The organism is Paenibacillus pabuli NBRC 13638, from assembly GCF_001514495.1.
In the GTDB taxonomy this organism is placed as follows: domain Bacteria; phylum Bacillota; class Bacilli; order Paenibacillales; family Paenibacillaceae; genus Paenibacillus; species Paenibacillus pabuli.
This window is the reverse complement of the sequence record NZ_BCNM01000004.1, coordinates 235509-253163: the sequence shown is the minus strand read 5'-3', so window position 1 is coordinate 253163 and position 17655 is coordinate 235509. Positions and strand designations below refer to the sequence as shown.

Below are 17655 nucleotides of genomic sequence, written 5' to 3'. Positions count from 1 at the left end.
GTTGAACTCCAATTTCTAAGCACACCCGCCTGTACACATCGTGCAGGCGTTTTTTGTGGCTTGACAGAAAATATGAAATGTGAAAATATAGGTTACCTAACGACCGTTAGGAAGGTGATGTTAATGACTGCCCATTCGATTCGGGATGCTGCCCTGATCCATTTTGCAAGAGATGGTTATGAAGGAGCTTCCTTAAGAGCAATCGCAGACGAAGTCGGGATTAAGAAACCGTCTATCTATGCACATTTTAGCGGCAAGGATGACTTGTTTTTGCACACGCTTGGGCATGCGTTCAAGGATGTCCAGCGTCGAACGCTGGAATATTTTCGTGATCACGCCGATCTCCCTCTGGAACAGCGGTTAAAGGGGTTATTACTATGGTTTGAGCAAGAGTACAACTCCAACGCCTCCGCCCGCTTTATGCTGCGTATGTGTTACTTTCCGCCGCTTGTACTATATAGCGAAGTGATGGATTTGGTGTATCCATTTCTGGACGGGATGGAACGCTTACTCACACGGCTGTTGCAGCGCGAGATTCGTAATGGGGGCGTGCCGGCTGTTCCGGTAGAACAAGCTGCAATTGCTTATATGACTTTTCTCGATGGCATTACGGTCGAGATCATTTATGGAAGTTCTCGTCGTTACAATAGACGTATTGAAGCTTCCTGGCCTGTCTACTGGCATGGCATTCAATATCTGAAAGTAGAGGCACAGACGAGTGTGCCGAAAGGAGATTCATCATCATGAACCGCAACTGGTTATATGTATTCATCGGAGGAATCATTGAGATTGTATGGGTAAGCGGGCTGAAACACGCCTCGAACGTGTGGGAATGGACTTTGACGGCCGCAGCCATCATTCTCAGCTTTGGATTAATTATCGCTGCTTCCAAAAGGTTGCCTGTAGGTACGGTGTATGCCGTATTTACCGGGATTGGTACCGCAGGTACGGTACTGACCGAAATGCTGCTGTTTGGTGAAGCATTCTCCCTTCCCAAGGTTTTGTTAATCGGTCTGCTGCTCTGCGGAGTGGTTGGACTGAAACTGGTCACGGACCAACAATCGGCAAAGGGAGGTGAAGCATAATGGCCTGGATGGCAATTGTAGGTGCAGGCATATGCGAAATCTTTGGTGTGATCGGCATCAATGGCGCTTCGTCTCGCAAAGGCTGGCCATATATCGTGCTTATGCTTGTATCGTTCGCATTCAGCTTCTCGCTGTTGTCCTATGCCATGACTTCTATTCCCATGGGCACTGCATACGCAGTGTGGACTGGGATCGGTACAGTAGGCAGTACGCTAACAGGGATGTTCCTGTTCGGTGAGCGGAAGGAAGCCAAACGGCTGCTGTTCATTGCGATGATTTTGGTGGCAGCGATTGGATTGAAACTGATCACATAAATGAATAATGCAAGCTAAATAAAGACGACTTCTAACAGGAAGTCGTCTTTTTGGGATATGATGTAAATAGGAAACCTCCTAACACCCTGTTACGTAAGAAAGGATGTCTTGATGATGAAAAAGCTGTTTGCACGTATGGGTTCTTTTACCGGATACATCTTTCTGGTCGCAGTGGGAGCCTTCTACTTGATTGCTCTTGTAGCCATTATTCTTCTAGCGATTTATGCCTTTAGAGGTGGAGCCTGAAATAAATCATTTTAAACCGCTCATGATATTGCCTTTCAGGCATCTACATCTATACGGCTTCAGCATGTTATTAGGAAAATACTCCAGAACCCTTATCATACCCCCACCTTTTTTCCCATTTCCCTCCCATTTGAAATTCATTGTTCATATCGCTTATACTTGTTTTGACCCTGAAGTCAATTCCAGAACTCATAAGTTCCGCAGGTGAGGTGAATGAATCGTTAATGAACCCTATCCATGAAATGAATGAGAAGAAAAAGCTCATTATTACCACAGCACTCAAGCTGTTCTCAGCCAAAGGAAGTGCTGCAACATCCATGCAGGAAATTGCAGAAATATGCGGGATGTCCAAAGGCAGCCTCTACCTTATGTTTAAATCCAAAGAGGAATTAGAGGCCAGTACGATGGAGTACTGCATATTTACGCTCATGGACGAAATCTCCCAGATTGAACATGAGACCGGACTCACTTCGAGAGAACGTCTGCACAAGCAGATTGAAACACTGCTTATCCATGTATCCGAACTGAAGGAATTTTTACGCGTGCAGATGCGCAGCATGATGTTGGATGAAGAACAGCATCGCAAGGAAAAGTGCAACCCGCAGCAAAAGGATTTGGAAATCCGTACCCTGCACTGGTTTAAGGACAAACTAGAGGATCTGTACGGACCGGAGATTGAACCCTATACCATAGACCTTATTTTGCTCACGCATGGTCTGTTCCTCTCCTACGTCAAGATCTGGTTTACGGAAATGCCTTCCCTGACCGTCTCCAAGATGGCAAGCAACATGCTGCAAACGATCGATTATGCAGCTCGCGGATTGCTCGATCAACGCCCTGCTCCTTTGGTTCCTTTGGAACATTGGCCAGCATGGAGCAGCAATTCAGAGACCGATTCCACTGTGATGCGTCATCCCATTCACATTATCAAACAGATGAAGGATATCATCACTTCGGATATGCCTCCAGGGCAATTGCGCAACGACGCGCTGGAGACCATCTCCATCCTGAGACAGGAAATGATGGAATTCACACCGCGACGTGCCATTATTCTGGGCATGATGCGCAATCTGGAGCACATTCCTGTTATCGAGCCAATGCACTCCGAGCTTCAGCACATTATGGATGCCATGTATAGCCGGTTCATCCAGGCTGACTCGTCACAACAATAAAGAAATAAAGGGAGAAACAGAGAGGAGAAGAAACCATCGTATGAAAGGTATTATTAATTTTTCACTGAACAACAAGTTTGCGATCTGGATTCTGACCATTATCGTTTCCTTCGCCGGTTTATACAGCGGACTGACGATGAAGCAGGAGACCATTCCAAACATCAATGTGCCATTCCTGAGCGTTACAGCCATTGATCCGGGGGCAGCCCCAGAAGGTATTGTCGAGGATGTCACCAAGCCACTCGAACAGACTTTAAGAAATGTAGAGGGAATTAAGACACTCACCTCCACCTCCATGGAGAATGCTTCTTCCATCACCCTCGAATTTGATTATGGTACTGATCTGGACAATGCTACCGCTGCGGTACGCGAAGCACTGAATGAAGTGCAATTGCCAGATGGTGTACAGAAACCGACAATCTCGAAGTTCAGCATCAACTCCTTCCCGGTTGTCTCGCTCAGCTTGTCGGACAAGGACGGCGGCGATCTGGAACAATTAACTCGACTGGTTGAAACGGATATCCAGCCTGCACTCGAAGATATTGACGGTGTAGCTCAAGTCCAGGTTTCCGGCCAATATGTTAAGGAAGTTCAACTGAAGTTTGACCAGAAAAAAATGAATCAACTAGGTTTGACTGAAGACACAGTCAACGGCATCGTTCAAGGTTCTTCTGTCCGTGTACCACTCGGACTGTTCGAACTGGACAAAGCACAGAAAGCCGTTGTTGTTGACGGCAATATCATCGACCTGGATGATTTGAAAAATCTCGCTATTCCGGTTGTACCAAGCGGTGCAGGTGCGGGAAGTGGTTCAGCACCAGCTCCACAAGGCGCGGGCGCGCCAAGTGATGCTGCTTCCCCACAAGCTGGCGGGGCGGCACAAGGTACAGCTCCAGGAGCTGCGCAGGGTTCTGACCAGGCTGCCGGACAAGCCGCTGGCGGAAATGCCAGTGTAGGCAGTCCTTCGGGTGCCGCTAACACACCCGGGATTCCAACGGTCAAATTAAGCGAGATCGCCAAGATTGAAGTTATTGGTCAGGCGGAATCCATTTCCCGGACGGACGGTAAGGAATCCATCGGGATCTCCATCGTCAAGTCCAATGATGCCAATACGGTGGATGTCGTTAAAGCGGTTAAAGACAAAGCGGAAGAGCTGCAGACGCAGTTCAAAAACGCCGAGTTGACTGTTTTGCTCGACCAAGGTAAACCTATCCAGGACTCCGTAAACACGATGTTGTTCAAAGCGATGTTTGGTGCTTTGTTCGCCATTTTGATCATTCTGTTGTTCCTGCGTGATATTCGCTCCACCATTATTTCCATTATCTCCATCCCGCTCTCCTTGCTCATTGCATTGACAGCACTGAATATGATGGACATTACGCTGAACATGATGACTCTGGGCGCCATGACGGTTGCGATTGGACGGGTTGTCGATGACTCCATCGTTGTGATCGAGAATATCTATCGCAGACTGACCCTCAAGGGAGAAAAACTTAAAGGCCGTGAATTGATCCGGGAAGCCACCCGGGAAATGTTCATTCCGATCCTCTCTTCCACCATCGTAACCATTGCGGTATTCCTGCCACTGGCCCTGGTGAGTGGTATGGTCGGTGAGCTGTTCATGCCATTTGCCCTGACCATGGTCTTTGCTCTGCTGGCATCCCTGATTGTGGCTGTTACGATTGTACCGATGCTGGCACACACGCTGTTCCGCAAAGGTCTGAAGAACAAGAAGAATCATGAGGAAAAACCAGGCAAGATGGCGGAAGGTTACAAACGACTCTTGAACTGGACATTGTCACATAAATTCATCACCGTCGGCGTTGCTGTATTACTGCTCGTCGGCAGTTTGTTCCTGTATCCGTTCATCGGTGCAAGTTTCTTGCCGGAACAACAGGATAAATATGTGACCATTACGTACAGCCCGGAAACTGGAGCTTTGCGTGAAGATGTAGAAAAAGAAGCACTTGTAGCCGAGAAGTGGTTGCTGACCCAACCTGGCCTGGAGAAAATGCAATATTCCATCGGCGGCAGCAATCCACTGAGCAGCATGGGTGGAGGAGGCTCCAACTCTGCGCTCTTCTATATCGAATATAACGAAGATACGAAAGACTTTACCAAAGTGAAAGAACAGCTTGTGGAAGGTCTGAAGAAAGAAGTTACGGTAGGAACCTGGAATGAGCTTGATATGTCCGGGGGGCTGGGAGGCAGCAGCTTGAGCCTTTCCATCTATGGTGACAATGTAGATCAGATCAAACCGGTCTCGGATGAAATCCTGAAACTGGTTGAAGCAGATACCGAATCTTTTGAAAAAGCCGACACCACACTCTCTGATACCTACGGGCAATACACGCTCGTCGCGGATCAGGAGAAACTGAGCTCGCTAGGCCTGACTGCAGGCCAACTGGCGATGGCGCTGAGCCCTGCACGGGAACGCCCTGTACTCACAGAAGTGGATATCGACAACAAAACGTATAAAGTCTATGTAGAGACGGACAAAAAGACATTTACCAGCATTGCTGATATTGAAAACGAAAAAGTTACTTCACCGCTCGGCATCGAAGTACCGATCAAAGATGTCGCGAAAGTGGAAGAAGGCACCTCGCCGAACTCCATCATGCGTATTGATGGCAAAGTCGTCGTTCAGGTGACAGCCAACATTCTGGCTTCTGATGTGCAAAAAGCTTCAACAAACCTGCAGACGAACATCGACAAGCTGGATCTGCCTGATGGTGTTGAAGTGAAGTTTGGCGGTACAACGGAACAGATTAATGATACGTTTACCCAACTTGGTCTGGCCATGCTGGCAGCCATTGCAATTGTGTACTTTGTGCTTGTCGTTACGTTCGGCGGCGGACTGGCGCCATTTGCCATCCTGTTCTCCCTGCCGTTTACCGTCATTGGTATTATGGTCGGCCTGTTCGTGGCTGGCGGTACGCTTGACGTATCTGCCATGATGGGTGGACTAATGCTGATCGGGATCGTAGTCACCAATGCCATCGTCCTGATCGACCGTGTTATTCACAAGGAAAAAGAGGGAATGCCTACTCGTGAAGCCTTGCTGGAAGCCGGAGCAACGCGTCTGCGTCCAATTCTGATGACAGCTCTGGCTACCATTGGTGCCTTGCTGCCACTGGTAACAGGACTCGAAGAAAGCGCAGGGATCATCTCGAAAGGTCTTGGCATTACCGTAATCGGCGGTCTGATCAGCTCCACGCTGCTGACTCTGGTTATCGTGCCAATCGTGTATGAGTTCCTGATGAAGTTCAAAAAGAAAAGAATTGAAGATTAAGAACAGATCGATCTGTATACGAAAATAATCTAACCCCTCGCTCCTTGGCTTATATTGGAATGATTGAAAATTCCAATATCATACCAAGGGGCATTTTTTTGTTCTACTCACAGTACCTATCCAGCTCAATGACGTCATCTTAAACTACATAAAAGCAATCCACGTTGGGAAAATCCACAAAATAAAGTCCCTCTGTTGTGAAATAAAACAATTGAACGTGAGATTTCAGCCCATCTGATGTAAACAGACTTATAATCAAAACAAACGCTCTTCAGAAGCCCGACTGACAAAGCGGGTATGGAAAACTGCATGTATTTGTGGGAAGGACGGTGGTTGTGTGGGGGAAACAACGCTTCATATTCAGATGAAAGACATGCTGAAACGTCCGGTGTTCCGTAAAGCTGAGGTGCTCGCCAGTGAAAGGGCTTTGGAACGATATGTACGTTGGGTACATATCATGGAGGTTACTGAAGTAGGCAATTTGCTGAATGGCGGGGAACTGGTGCTGACGACCGGCATTGGCTGGCAGGATGATGAGAAGCGGGGGCTGTCTTTCCTGCGCCAGCTGATTGCTCGCGGAGCTGCGGGACTCTGTATTGAACTGGGGGCTCACACCAAGTCCCAGCTTGGACCCCTGAAGAAACTTGCAGCAGAAGAGGATTTCCCGCTGATCTGGTTCCACGAACAAGTACGTTATATCGATATTACACAGGACCTGCATTTCGCCCTGATTCGCAGCCACCAGCGTATGCTTGCTGAGCTCGACAGCCTCACCACCTCGTTCAACCAACTTCTTTTGAATGGAGATGGTGTACAACCACTGCTCCGACTACTGTCTCGAACAACAGGATACCCTGTAGCGCTATATCCACTGGACGGGGAAGCGAGTGCCGTCCCCTATTGCCCTCCAGACCAATTGGAGACTCGTCGGCAGGAATGGTTAATACATCGTGGTTATTCGGATGATGGAGATCCTGCGGGAGATCGTTTGACGCGGGCGAATCCTTCGATGCATTCACCCGATGCGCTCACCCTGCCTGTTCAGGCCCTTGATTATGCATTTGCCGATCTGGTGCTGATGCTCGACAAGCGGCCTGACCACGAACCGGAAGCCCCTAACAGACCCTCGGATGAGTTCATCATTCAGGCACTGGAACGTTGTGCAGCCGCCATTGCCCAGGACTGGATGCGTACCAAATACATGGAGGAAAAACGACGCTACAAGGAAGATATGTGGGTCATTGACTGGCTTAATGGACATCATTCCGCGAAGGAAATTCATGAATATGTATCTGCTGCCAACGCCCAGCTTGCTGCCGGAAAAGGTACCGTCATTTTGTTTGATAGCAATCCCAGCTATACAGACAGTCTCAAGCTCCAGAAGCTGTTGATTCAACGCAATATCGTTGCCCGTTCCGTGTTCTCCCGCGAGGGCTTCTCCCTATATAGCACGGTTCTAAACCACCAGATCATTCTGATTATTCTCGACCCTCTGCCTGGAACTCAGCGAAAAAGCAGTATATGGCGCTGCATTGAACAGTTACAGCAGCACGAACAGGAACAGACCCATCGCCTCTTCTCGGGTCTGTTCGGCATCGGTCACAGCTGCGCTGATCTATCACGACTGAAAGACAGCCTTGAAGCAGCCAAGGAGACCCTGCGCATTCAGAAGGACATCGGTGTGATGCAGCAGCCCTTCTATAGCAATCTTCACTGCTATCGTATTATTGCCAGCATGAAGCAGAGCGGCAGTCTGGATGATTTTATTGAGGAATATCTCGGACCTGTCATCCGTTATGATGCCGATAAAGGCGGCCAGTTATTGCGGACGCTTAAACAATATTTTATTCTATGCTGCTCCAAACAGGAGACCGCCACAGCTTTGTTTATCGTTCGTCAGACGCTGTATCACAGATTGCACAAAATTGAGATGCTCCTGGGTGAGGATTATACTCTCCCCGAGAAACGCGTGGCGATCGAGCTCGCCATCTATGCGTATGAATATGTTCACGGACCACTCGCTTGATCCTCTACGCCCCTCTTTGCTCCTGAAGCTGCCTGATCAGGATATGACTAAACCACTTCCTCCCGGACGCCGTACCCACGTATTGCTCCTGCTTCTCTTCGGGAAGATCGGGGTGCCCCCATATCACGTGAGCACCCTCCAGATGTTCCCGAACAGCATAGATGCGATATCCCTGGGCCACCATTCGTTCGATCTCCATCTTTTCCGCCTCAAACACCTCATGGTCAGACATCCGCTTCACCCTCCCTTCACTGTCGTCACAGGCTGTCTTGCAGGTAGTGGTGGACCGGCATCATATTTGTTACGCTTCACATATTGACCGACCCCTGCTGCTCCGGCAAACTGTCGGTCCCGAATCACGTATTCCCCGCGGCAAAGCACCGTCACCGGACACCCCTGAACCTGCATGCCTTCAAAAGCGCTATAATCTACATTCATATGGTGGGTTTCCGCCGAGATCACCCTTGAGATGGATGGGTCAAAAACGACGATATCCGCGTCTGTCCCCACAGCAAGGGTGCCTTTCTGCGGAAATAAACCAAATAGCTTGCTTGCTCGTGTAGAGCATAGATCCACCCATTGATTAAGTGAAATCCGTCCCTTCACTACCCCTTCGGAATACAAAATGCTGAGCCGATCCTCAATGACAGGCCCGCCATTTGGAATTTTGCTAAAATCATCCCGTCCCAGGTCCTTCTGTCCCTTGAAGTTAAACGAACAATGGTCGGAGCCAATCGTCTGCAGCTGCCCGTTCTTGAGTGCATTCCACAGCACTTCCTGATGAGAGGTTTAACGCAGCGGCGGGGACCAGACATACTTTGCGCCTTCAAAATCCGGTTGATCCATCTTCGATTGATCCAGGGTTAAGTACTGCGGACAGGTCTCGCCCCAGATTCGATAGCCCATGTCTCGCATACATGCGATCTGCTCCACAGCTTCAGCACAGGTGACGTGCACGACATATAACTGTGAATCGGCAAGTGCCGTCAATCGGGCCGCACGCCCTGTAGCCTCGCCCTCCAGCATGGACGGCCGGGTAAGTGCATGGTGGATCGGCTCTGTTCTTCCATCCGCCAGCGCCTGCTGGACCAGCAGATCGATAACATCGCCATTCTCGGCGTGCACCATGACGAGTGCACCATACTCTTTGGCCTTTTGCAGCGTCTGAAAGAGAATGCCGTCATCGGCCTGGAACTGATTTTTATAAGCCATGAACACCTTAAAGGAAGACACACCCTCTTCTTCAATGATCTGTGGCAGTTCCTCCAGCACCTGATCATTCATCTCGCCTATCATCAAGTGAAACCCGTAATCAATGGCGGCTTTGCCCTCGGCTTTGGCATGCCATTCCTGAAGGGATTCCAGCAAAGGTCGGCCTTTTTGCGTCAAACAGAAATCAATGACCGTCGTTGTGCCGCCGAAGGCAGCAGCTGCGGTTCCCGTTGCAAAATCATCCGCCGTCACCGTTCCGCCAAATGGCATATCCAGATGCGTGTGCGGATCAATTCCGCCAGGGATGACATAACAGCCGGACGCATCTATAATTTCCGTTCGTTCATCCGGCACAATTCCCATGCCAATCTGCACGATCTTGCCGTTTTCAATGAATACATCAGCTTCAAACGTGTCCGACGCCGTGACCAACATTCCATTACGAATCCATTTACGGGTACTCATGATATCGCCTCCTTGGTGGATTGATCTCTGGCCGATTGCAGCAGGGCAATCGCAGACTGACGGTCATTCCAGGTTAACGGTTCCTGTTCATGTGCGATTTCTACCATCTCAATTGCGCCGTCCACCGGACAGACAATCGAGCACAGGTTACATCCGACGCAATCTTCCTCAACGACCTCCAAATAAGAGCCAGAGGGGTCAGACAACATATCGATACATTGATGCGAGGTGTCTTCACAGGCGATATGGCATTTGTTGCAATTGATGCAGACATCGCGGTTGATGCGGGCTACCACTTTGTAATTCAGATCAAGATTGCCCCAATCCGAATAACGCGGAACCGTCTGACCAATCAATTCGTTTACACTGCGCAGACCTTTCTCCTCCAGATAATCGTTCAGGCCATCGATCATGTCCTCCACGATACGAAAGCCATGATGCATCGCTGCGGTACATACCTGAACCCCCGTCGCGCCCATAAGTAAAAATTCTGCGGTATCCCGCCAATCAGATATGCCTCCAATCCCGGAGATCGGCACACCAACTTCCGGATTGCGCGCACACTCCGCAACCATATTCAGCGCAATCGGCTTCACAGCCGGACCGCAATACCCGCCATGCGCGCCCTTGCCGCCCACATGCGGCACAGTATTCCAGGAATCAAGATCCACACCCGCCAGGGAGTTAATCGTATTGATCAGGGAAATCGCATCTGCACCGCCACGCACAGCCGCCCGGGCAGTCGCCGTAATATCCGTGATGTTTGGCGTAAGTTTCACAATGACAGGTGTGGTCGCCACTTCCTTCACCCACATCGTCTGTAATTCAACCAGATCCGGCTGCTGACCAGACGCAGCCCCCATGCCACGCTCGGCCATGCCGTGCGGACAACCAAAGTTCAGCTCCAGCCCGTCTACGCCGACAGCTTCGACTTTCCTCACAATCTCATGCCACTTCTCGCGTTTCGGTTCCACCATGAGCGAAGCAACCACGGCCCGATCCGGGAAACGCCTCTTGGTTTCGGCAATTTCGCGCAGGTTCACCTCCAGCGGACGGTCGGATATTAACTCAATATTGTTAAAACCCACGACGCGCTGCCCGCCAAAATGAACAGCTGCAAAACGCGAGGAGGTATTGATGATCGGTTCACCCAACGTCTTCCAGACGGCACCGCCCCAGCCTGCCTCAAAGGCCCGCTGGACCTGGTATCCGGTATTGGTCGGCGGCGCAGAGGCCAGCCAGAATGGATTGGGTGATCGAATACCTGCCAGATTAATGGATAAGTCAGCCATTACGATCCCTCCTTGGTGGTTTGAACCCACAATGGTGTTTATTTAATCTCACAAGTTACACTTTCGTTATTTCATACTTTTTGCCACTACCCGATCACTGCTCCCTTCTCTGCCGCATTCTTCTCGGCTCTCTTATCCTTATGCCGTCTCTTCCACCTGTCCGGGTAATGCCTTCATCACCGATGCAGCCGCCAGCTTGCCTTGCTGTGCTGCAGAGACCACCATCGCTTCGCCCTGCCCCTGTCCGAAGATAACATCCCCTGCCGCAAAGATCTGTGGATGGGAGGTGCGGTACGTCTGTGGTTCCACCTCAACAACGCCCCAGTGATGACGCAGGCCAAATGCCTCGATTAAAGGCAGCAAACGGCTCTGTCCAATGGCTCGAACAACGCTATCACATTCGAGCATGAACTCCGATCCCTCAATCGGCACAGGCAGAGCCTTGCCACCTCCAGGTGGAGTTACCAGCTTCATCTTCACACACTCTATAGCCTGAACTCGCCCATTCTCCTCTCCAATAATGCGCTTGGGCATGGTAAACCAGCGAAACTCCACGCCTTCCTGCTTCGCAAATGTATATTCAAAAGCATAAGCGGTCATCTGGCTCTCCCCGCGTCGATAAAGCATCTGTACACGCTCGGCCCCCAGGCGCACCGAACAGGTCGCTGCATCCACCGCCGTATTGCCTGCACCAATAATGGCAACTTTCAGACCGTTCAGGGCTGGAGGCACACCCTGCTTCGTGGATTCCACCAGCTCAATGGCATCATAGACACCTTCCAGCGTCTCTCCCTCAATGCCAAGCATCGGAACAGCGCCCATTCCGCAGGCCAGAATGACGGCTTCGTGCTGCTCCAATAGTTCCTCAGCAGATACATCCACACCAATGCGTACACCATAGCGAATCTGCACACCCAATGCCTGCACCTGTTCGACTTCCCACAAAGCTACCGATTCCGGCAGCCGAAACGACACAATACCATACGTATTGAGGCCCCCGCCTTTCGCTTTGGCTTCATAGATCGTTACCTCGTAGCCTGCACGACCCAGCTCTCTTGCCGCGGACAATCCCGCAGGCCCTGCGCCTACAACGGCAACGCTTCTTCCGTTGGCAGGCGCTGCCTGGAATAACGGCTCGTTCTTCGTTCGGGCCCAATCGGTTGCATATCGCTGCAAATCTCCGATCCGAATCGGCTTGGATGACTCATTCAGTACACAAGCGCCTTCACACAGTTCCTCTGTCGGACAGACCCGTGCACAACTGGCCCCTACCGGGTTAGCCTCCATAATGGTCCGAGCCGAGCCTTTGAGGTGACCTGTTGAGATTTTTCGGATAAACGAAGGAATATTGATGTCGGTTGGACACGCCTTGATACAGGGTGCATCATAACAGTACAGACATCGGTTCGATTCCTCCATCGCTTCCTTGCCTGTCATTGCAGGTTTCATTTCGGCAAAACGACTTTCCCATCCGTAATCGGACAACGTTGCTCCTGCGCTGTTCATCAATATCATGCACCTCCATAAGGTTGATCTATCTCTGTTATCCCTTTCGCCGCCGCATAAAGCTGAACGACTGATTTGATACCGGGGCTGCGATGGCAGGACCATCTTCCGTTTAATCGCTGTTATCTCCAGATTTTTCGACTCCCGTCCTCTGCTACAGGTTAACGAGATGTTCGTAGGTCTCGGGCCGTCGATCGCGGTAAAATTGCCATACATTGCGCACTTCCCGAATCAATTCCGTATCCATCTCGCCAATGATAACCTCATCCTGATCCCTGCTGCCCATGGCAACCATGCTGCCTCGCGGGTCCACCAGATACGACTGACCATAAAATTCACCCATATTCCATGGCGATTCCACTCCCACTCGGTTGATAGCAGCAACATAATAGCCATTAGCTACCGCATGGGCAGGCTGCTCCAGCTTCCACAGATATTCCGATGTTCCGGCTACCGTTGCTGAAGGGTTGAATACAATCTCCGCACCCGCCAGCCCAAGAAGTCGTGCTCCTTCCGGGAAATGGCGATCATAACAGATGTACACACCCACTCTGGCGTAGGCTGTATCAAAAACCGGGTACCCCAGGTTGCCGGGTCTGAAATAATATTTTTCCCAGAACCCATTCGTGCCTTCGCCTGCTTCCACATGCGGAATATGATGTTTACGGTATTTCCCCAGGTAGGAGCCGTCCGCATCAATAACAGCAGCCGTATTGTAATACGAAGCGATCCCTTCCAGCTCGTATACAGGCAAAATGATCACCACGCCGAGCTCCTTCGCCAGCTCCTGAAAACGCCTGGTCGTGGGTCCATCCGGCACCTTCTCGGCAGATGCATACCACTTGGGATTCTGCTCCGTGCAAAAGTAAGGTCCGTAGAACACTTCCTGCAATCCAATAATCTGGGCTCCCCTGGCAGCTGCTTCACGCACCAGCGCAATGTGTTTCTGAATAGCGGCCTCCTTATGCACTTCAACTGGGGCAGAGCCTTCAACCTCGTGTGAAGCCTGGATCAATCCGATGCTGATTTTGCCCATAACGTCATAACCCCTCCTATGGAAAATGGTTGATATGAACAGCCTTTACACGTCCGTTCCGTTATTCGCAATTTCCGGGCTGCACATCTGTCTTATGGTGCGGTACAGCAATTCTGTACCCAGAGCAATGTCCTCTGGCGAAGAGTATTCACTTGGATGATGGCTGATCCCATCCTTGCTGCGAACAAAGATCATGCCATACTCACATACGTAAGAAAGGGCCAGCGCATCATGGAACGGACCACTCATCAGCTCCGGCAAAGGCAGGCCGATCTCTTCGGCAGACGAGCGAATGACATTTTTGATCCGATCTGCACAATATCGCGGTTCGCTGTTGGTATCTTCAGTCAGGGAGTAGGTCAGGCCGTATTCCGAGCTAACGTCATCCAAGAGGCTCATTAACCTTCCTTCAAGTCGATTTCTCCGCTCCATCACCATATCTCGCAAATCAATCGTAAAGCTGACTTGCTCGGGAATGATGTTGCGTGAGTCTGGGAACACACTGAGGCTCCCCACGGTCCCTACTGTCGGAGCTTCCCGATCTTCTCTGACCATATCGTCAAAAGCCGCAATCACCTTGGCGCTGCCCACCAGCGCATCATGTCGCATCCCCATTGGAACGGAACCGGCATGCCCTGCCATGCCTTTCATTGTCACCGTGAGCCACAGCGGGCCCGAGATGCCCGTCACCAAACCTACCGGAGCGTCCAGCGATTCGAGTACAGGTCCTTGCTCAATATGCAGCTCCAGATAACTGCCAATGGTGCCCGCGGGATAGACTGCTTCAGCGAATTGTTCCGGTGCACAGCCAAAGGCCTCCAGTGCCTCTCGACGGGTCACCCCATTTTTGTCTGTCCGCTCCAGTTCTCCCTCTTCCAGCTGGCCGGTTATGCCGCGCGAACCGAATAGTCCTTTGTTAAAACGAGATCCCTCTTCATCACAAAAGGCAATGACCTCAATCGGCATCCGAGGGCGAATGCCTTGCTCCATTAGACACTGAACAGCTTCCAGCGCACCAAGGACGCCGATGGCCCCATCATACCGACCGCCATAAGGCTGGGAATCGATATGCGAACCGATCATGAGGATCGGCAGGGATGAATCTGTACCTTCAAGACGACCAATCAGATTGCCAAACGGATCAAGGCGAGTCGCAAGTCCCGCCTCTTCCATCCAGAGACGAACCTGGATAATGCCCTCCATGTCTTCCGGGGTTAAAGCCAGTCGGCAGACACCCGTCTCCACAATTCGGCCAATACGGGACAACTGTTCCAATTGATCATCCAGACGCAGCTGATTAATGATTTTCCCGGTGGTAGTCTGCATCCTCCTCGCCTCCTTGCGCATATTTACCGTGCTTTCCATGGAATTCCCTATCTGCTGATCCTCCTGTCACTCTTCTCATATGCAGTGTTTATCAGGAAGCTGCGGCTACCCTGCATCCAGACTGCGTAAGGCAGCCAGCAAACTGACGGCGATCAGATCCAATTCTTCCTCGGTGGTGACAAACGGCGGAGAGATAGTCAAAATATTCGCAAATCCCGGCACCGTATCGCCGTTCTTGCCAATCAGGATACCGTCCTTTTTGCAGCTTGCCAGCACATTCATGACCTTATCCGCATGAGCAGGCGAACCATCGGCTTCAATCAGCTCCACCCCGCAGGCGAAGCCGAATGTGCGGATATCTCCAACCACCGACAGCTCCAGCAGCGGTTCCAGCTTATCCCGAAGCAGGTATCCAAGTTCATCTGCACGGCTGACCAGATCCTCTCGTTCCAGAATTTCGAGATTCACCAGTGCCACGCGGCAGGATACGGGATTGCCCCCAAACGTATTCACATGACGAAAATGTGAATCGGGTCCAGGTTCTCTGAAGGTGTCATACAAGTCCGCTCGAACAGCTGTCGCCGATAGTGGAGCGTACGCGCTCGTCATGCCTTTTGCCATCGTCACGATATCAGGCAGCACCCCGTAATTTTGATGACCGAATTTTTGCCCGGAGCGGCCAAACCCGCAGATGACCTCATCCACTATCAGCAGAACACCATAGCGTTGACAGATCTCCTGCACAGTCCGCATGTAATCCGGAGGCGGGACAATCATGCCTCCCCCTGTAATGACCGGTTCCATAATGACCGCAGCTACCGTCTCCGGCCCTTCCCAGCGAATAACCTCCTCATAGATAGTGGCACACTCCAGTCCGCATCCATCCTTGTTTCGTCCAAACGGACAACGGTAGCAATAAGGAGGCGGTACATGGGAAAAGCCTACGCCCAGCGGCTCATATTTGATTTTGCGGGCGGCTTGCCCCGTGGCGCCCAATGCACCCATGGAGTTGCCGTGATAGGCACGGTGACGGGAGATGAATTTGTGACGGGTTGGTTCACCATTCTGGTGATGAAACTGACGGGCTATTTTAAACGCCACCTCATTCGCATCTGAACCCGAGTTGGAAAAGAAGATCCGATAATCTCCCCCCAGCCAGTCATTCAGCTTCTCTGCCAGCAAAATCCCCGGCTCATGGCTCTGGGTCATGGGCACGTACGCGAGTGCTTTCATCTGCTCATAGGCACTTCGGGCAATCTCCTCGCGCCCGTGACCCACGTTCACACACCACAGTCCCGACATGGCATCCAGATACCGTGTGCCATCCTGATCCGTAATCCAGCTGCCCTCCCCGCTAACGGCAATCATGGGATGATCGTTATGAGGCGAGATGTGATGCCACACATATTTGCGATCTTTCTCCAGCCACTCTTCCTTCGTACCGCCAAGCGACTGGGGCTGCTGATCCACTGAGCTCATTCGTCACCCTCCTCTCCAAGAACCTATAGACTTTACACTAGACTACTCCGATTGCAGTACCCTCTTCTGAACGCTCCACACGTATTTATTTCGTCACATCCTTCACCGCTTCTTCATAGATGCTCTTCTCCAGTGCTTCGTCCAGATTGGCAGCTTTCTTGATCAGACCATATTTCAAGGCAATATCCGCAGTCCGGGTAAACGATTCATCCACAAAACCGCCTACCTGTTTCTCTGTAAATCCTTCCGGGCGAATCAGCTTCGCAATCTCTTCCAGCATGGTCACCTGATGTTCACGGGTGGTGCTGCCGTCCGTTACGTTTTTCATCACGATATCCACCGTTTCATTCTGATTGTCGATGGCATAGTTCCAGCCTTTCAGAATGGCCCGGGTTACTTTCACCGCAAGTTCTTTATTGCTGTCCACCCAATCCTTCTTTGCGATCAGCGTATCCTCCAGCATGCCTACCCCGGCATCTTCAATGTTGAATACATCCAGATCCGACTCCTTCGTCCCACTTTCCAGTACCACGTGATATTCGTTATAGATCGTCGCCGTGGCGACATCCACCTGATCGTTGAAGAACTGATCCATCGTGAAACCCTGCTTCACCAGTTCAATATCTTTCTTCGGATCAAGGCCATTCTTCTCCATAAAGGCGAGAACCTGAAACTGCTGACTGCCGAACCATGTGCTCACTTTCTTGCCTTTCATCAGGGCCGGGTCGGTTATGCCTGCGGACTTCTTGGCAATTAATCGATAACTGCTCTTCTGCGAAATCTGGGCGAGGGAGACGAGTGGAAGACCGTTATCCCGGCTAACCAGCAAACTGTCTACCCCGGTGATGCCCACATCGGCCGCACCGTTGACCACCTGCTGTTCAATCACGATATCCGGGCCACCCGGAATGATCTCGGCATCAATACCTTCATCTGCAAAAAAACCTTTCTCCTTGGCGGCATATATTCCGGCGAACTGAGCCTGCGGCACCCATTTGAGCTGAATTTTCACTTTGGTTAAGGGTTGAGCTGTGCTTTCCCCTCCCTCCGTGCTTGCAGCAGCAGGGGTGACAGACGGATCCGATTTCGCGGAACACGCTCCCAGTATGGTAACGACCAACAGTACCAACACCAGAAAACCCGGTTTTAACGTTTTGTACATATACAGAACACCCCCTGTTTATATAAGGATTTTCAATCCGTA

General features: G+C 51.0%; 14 protein-coding genes and 1 pseudogene. 7 read left to right on the top strand and 8 right to left on the bottom strand.

What is annotated here, in order from left to right; all coding sequences use genetic code 11:
* Positions 1-123: 123 nt before the first annotated feature.
* The 7 genes from PPA03S_RS08180 to PPA03S_RS08155 all read left to right on the top strand — a co-directional run bounded on the left by PPA03S_RS08180 (position 124) and on the right by PPA03S_RS08155 (position 8135).
* The gene (locus PPA03S_RS08180) at positions 124-747 is read left to right on the top strand and encodes a TetR/AcrR family transcriptional regulator (protein WP_062321646.1); all 624 of its coding nucleotides are present in this window, start codon (positions 124-126) and stop codon (positions 745-747) included.
* Entirely contained in the window at positions 744-1085 is a 342-nt protein-coding gene (locus tag PPA03S_RS08175; protein WP_062321644.1) for a DMT family transporter, read from the top strand. Before PPA03S_RS08180 ends, PPA03S_RS08175 begins: the two co-directional genes overlap by 4 nt.
* Entirely contained in the window at positions 1085-1399 is a 315-nt protein-coding gene (locus PPA03S_RS08170) for a DMT family transporter (protein WP_062321642.1), read from the top strand. Before PPA03S_RS08175 ends, PPA03S_RS08170 begins: the two co-directional genes overlap by 1 nt.
* Before the next feature lie 111 nt (positions 1400-1510).
* Positions 1511-1645, top strand: coding sequence for a hypothetical protein (locus tag PPA03S_RS34210; RefSeq protein WP_269084568.1), 135 nt, complete (start codon positions 1511-1513; stop codon positions 1643-1645).
* Positions 1646-1869: 224 nt separating this feature from the next.
* The gene (locus PPA03S_RS08165; RefSeq protein ID WP_062321640.1) at positions 1870-2817 is read left to right on the top strand and encodes a TetR/AcrR family transcriptional regulator; all 948 of its coding nucleotides are present in this window, start codon (positions 1870-1872) and stop codon (positions 2815-2817) included.
* A 40-nt stretch (positions 2818-2857) separates the two neighbouring features.
* Positions 2858-6109: an efflux RND transporter permease subunit gene (locus PPA03S_RS08160; RefSeq protein WP_062321639.1), complete on the top strand. Its 3252-nt coding sequence runs from the start codon at positions 2858-2860 to the stop codon at positions 6107-6109.
* A gap of 337 nt (positions 6110-6446) precedes the next feature.
* Complete coding sequence (locus PPA03S_RS08155; protein WP_062321637.1) at positions 6447-8135, top strand: PucR family transcriptional regulator; 1689 nt, start codon at positions 6447-6449, stop codon at positions 8133-8135.
* A gap of 4 nt (positions 8136-8139) precedes the next feature.
* Here the strand turns inward: PPA03S_RS08155 and PPA03S_RS08150 are convergent, their stop codons facing one another.
* The 8 genes and pseudogenes from PPA03S_RS08150 to PPA03S_RS08115 form a co-directional block, all read right to left on the bottom strand.
* Positions 8140-8367 carry a hypothetical protein gene (locus PPA03S_RS08150; RefSeq protein WP_062321635.1) on the bottom strand — a complete coding sequence of 76 codons (228 nt, stop codon included), beginning with the start codon at positions 8365-8367 and terminating at the stop codon, positions 8140-8142.
* A 5-nt stretch (positions 8368-8372) separates the two neighbouring features.
* A pseudogene (hydA, locus tag PPA03S_RS08145) lies at positions 8373-9812 on the bottom strand (dihydropyrimidinase).
* Positions 9809-11104, bottom strand: coding sequence for an NAD-dependent dihydropyrimidine dehydrogenase subunit PreA (gene preA / locus PPA03S_RS08140; protein WP_062321633.1), 1296 nt, complete (start codon positions 11102-11104; stop codon positions 9809-9811). The pseudogene hydA and the gene preA overlap by 4 nt, the downstream one beginning before the upstream one ends.
* A 138-nt stretch (positions 11105-11242) precedes the next feature.
* The gene (locus PPA03S_RS08135) at positions 11243-12610 is read right to left on the bottom strand and encodes an NAD(P)-dependent oxidoreductase (protein ID WP_062321630.1); all 1368 of its coding nucleotides are present in this window, start codon (positions 12608-12610) and stop codon (positions 11243-11245) included.
* 154 nt (positions 12611-12764) lie between these two features.
* Positions 12765-13646 (bottom strand): nitrilase-related carbon-nitrogen hydrolase, encoded by an 882-nt coding sequence (locus tag PPA03S_RS08130; RefSeq protein WP_062321627.1) that lies wholly within the window; start codon positions 13644-13646, stop codon positions 12765-12767.
* A gap of 45 nt (positions 13647-13691) precedes the next feature.
* Entirely contained in the window at positions 13692-14972 is a 1281-nt protein-coding gene (locus tag PPA03S_RS08125) for a M20 family metallo-hydrolase (protein WP_082704048.1), read from the bottom strand.
* A 105-nt stretch (positions 14973-15077) separates the two neighbouring features.
* Positions 15078-16451: an aspartate aminotransferase family protein gene (locus PPA03S_RS08120; RefSeq protein WP_062321625.1), complete on the bottom strand. Its 1374-nt coding sequence runs from the start codon at positions 16449-16451 to the stop codon at positions 15078-15080.
* 85 nt (positions 16452-16536) lie between these two features.
* Positions 16537-17613 (bottom strand): ABC transporter substrate-binding protein, encoded by a 1077-nt coding sequence (locus PPA03S_RS08115; RefSeq protein WP_062321623.1) that lies wholly within the window; start codon positions 17611-17613, stop codon positions 16537-16539.
* Positions 17614-17655 lie beyond the last annotated feature (42 nt).

What these genes read in the sequence shown, in the direction of transcription:
- PPA03S_RS08165 (WP_062321640.1), top strand. Translation starts at nt 1,870, where the DNA reads ATGAACCCTATCCATGAAATGAATGAGAAGAAAAAGCTCATTATTACC.
- PPA03S_RS08180 (WP_062321646.1), top strand. Translation starts at nt 124, where the DNA reads ATGACTGCCCATTCGATTCGGGATGCTGCCCTGATCCATTTTGCAAGA.
- PPA03S_RS08130 (WP_062321627.1), bottom strand. Translation starts at nt 13,646, where the DNA reads ATGGGCAAAATCAGCATCGGATTGATCCAGGCTTCACACGAGGTTGAA.
- PPA03S_RS08135 (WP_062321630.1), bottom strand. Translation starts at nt 12,610, where the DNA reads ATGAACAGCGCAGGAGCAACGTTGTCCGATTACGGATGGGAAAGTCGT.
- PPA03S_RS08160 (WP_062321639.1), top strand. Translation starts at nt 2,858, where the DNA reads ATGAAAGGTATTATTAATTTTTCACTGAACAACAAGTTTGCGATCTGG.
- PPA03S_RS08120 (WP_062321625.1), bottom strand. Translation starts at nt 16,451, where the DNA reads ATGAGCTCAGTGGATCAGCAGCCCCAGTCGCTTGGCGGTACGAAGGAA.
- preA (WP_062321633.1), bottom strand. Translation starts at nt 11,104, where the DNA reads ATGGCTGACTTATCCATTAATCTGGCAGGTATTCGATCACCCAATCCA.
- PPA03S_RS08125 (WP_082704048.1), bottom strand. Translation starts at nt 14,972, where the DNA reads ATGCAGACTACCACCGGGAAAATCATTAATCAGCTGCGTCTGGATGAT.
- PPA03S_RS08175 (WP_062321644.1), top strand. Translation starts at nt 744, where the DNA reads ATGAACCGCAACTGGTTATATGTATTCATCGGAGGAATCATTGAGATT.
- PPA03S_RS08150 (WP_062321635.1), bottom strand. Translation starts at nt 8,367, where the DNA reads ATGTCTGACCATGAGGTGTTTGAGGCGGAAAAGATGGAGATCGAACGA.
- PPA03S_RS34210 (WP_269084568.1), top strand. Translation starts at nt 1,511, where the DNA reads ATGATGAAAAAGCTGTTTGCACGTATGGGTTCTTTTACCGGATACATC.
- PPA03S_RS08170 (WP_062321642.1), top strand. Translation starts at nt 1,085, where the DNA reads ATGGCCTGGATGGCAATTGTAGGTGCAGGCATATGCGAAATCTTTGGT.
- PPA03S_RS08115 (WP_062321623.1), bottom strand. Translation starts at nt 17,613, where the DNA reads ATGTACAAAACGTTAAAACCGGGTTTTCTGGTGTTGGTACTGTTGGTC.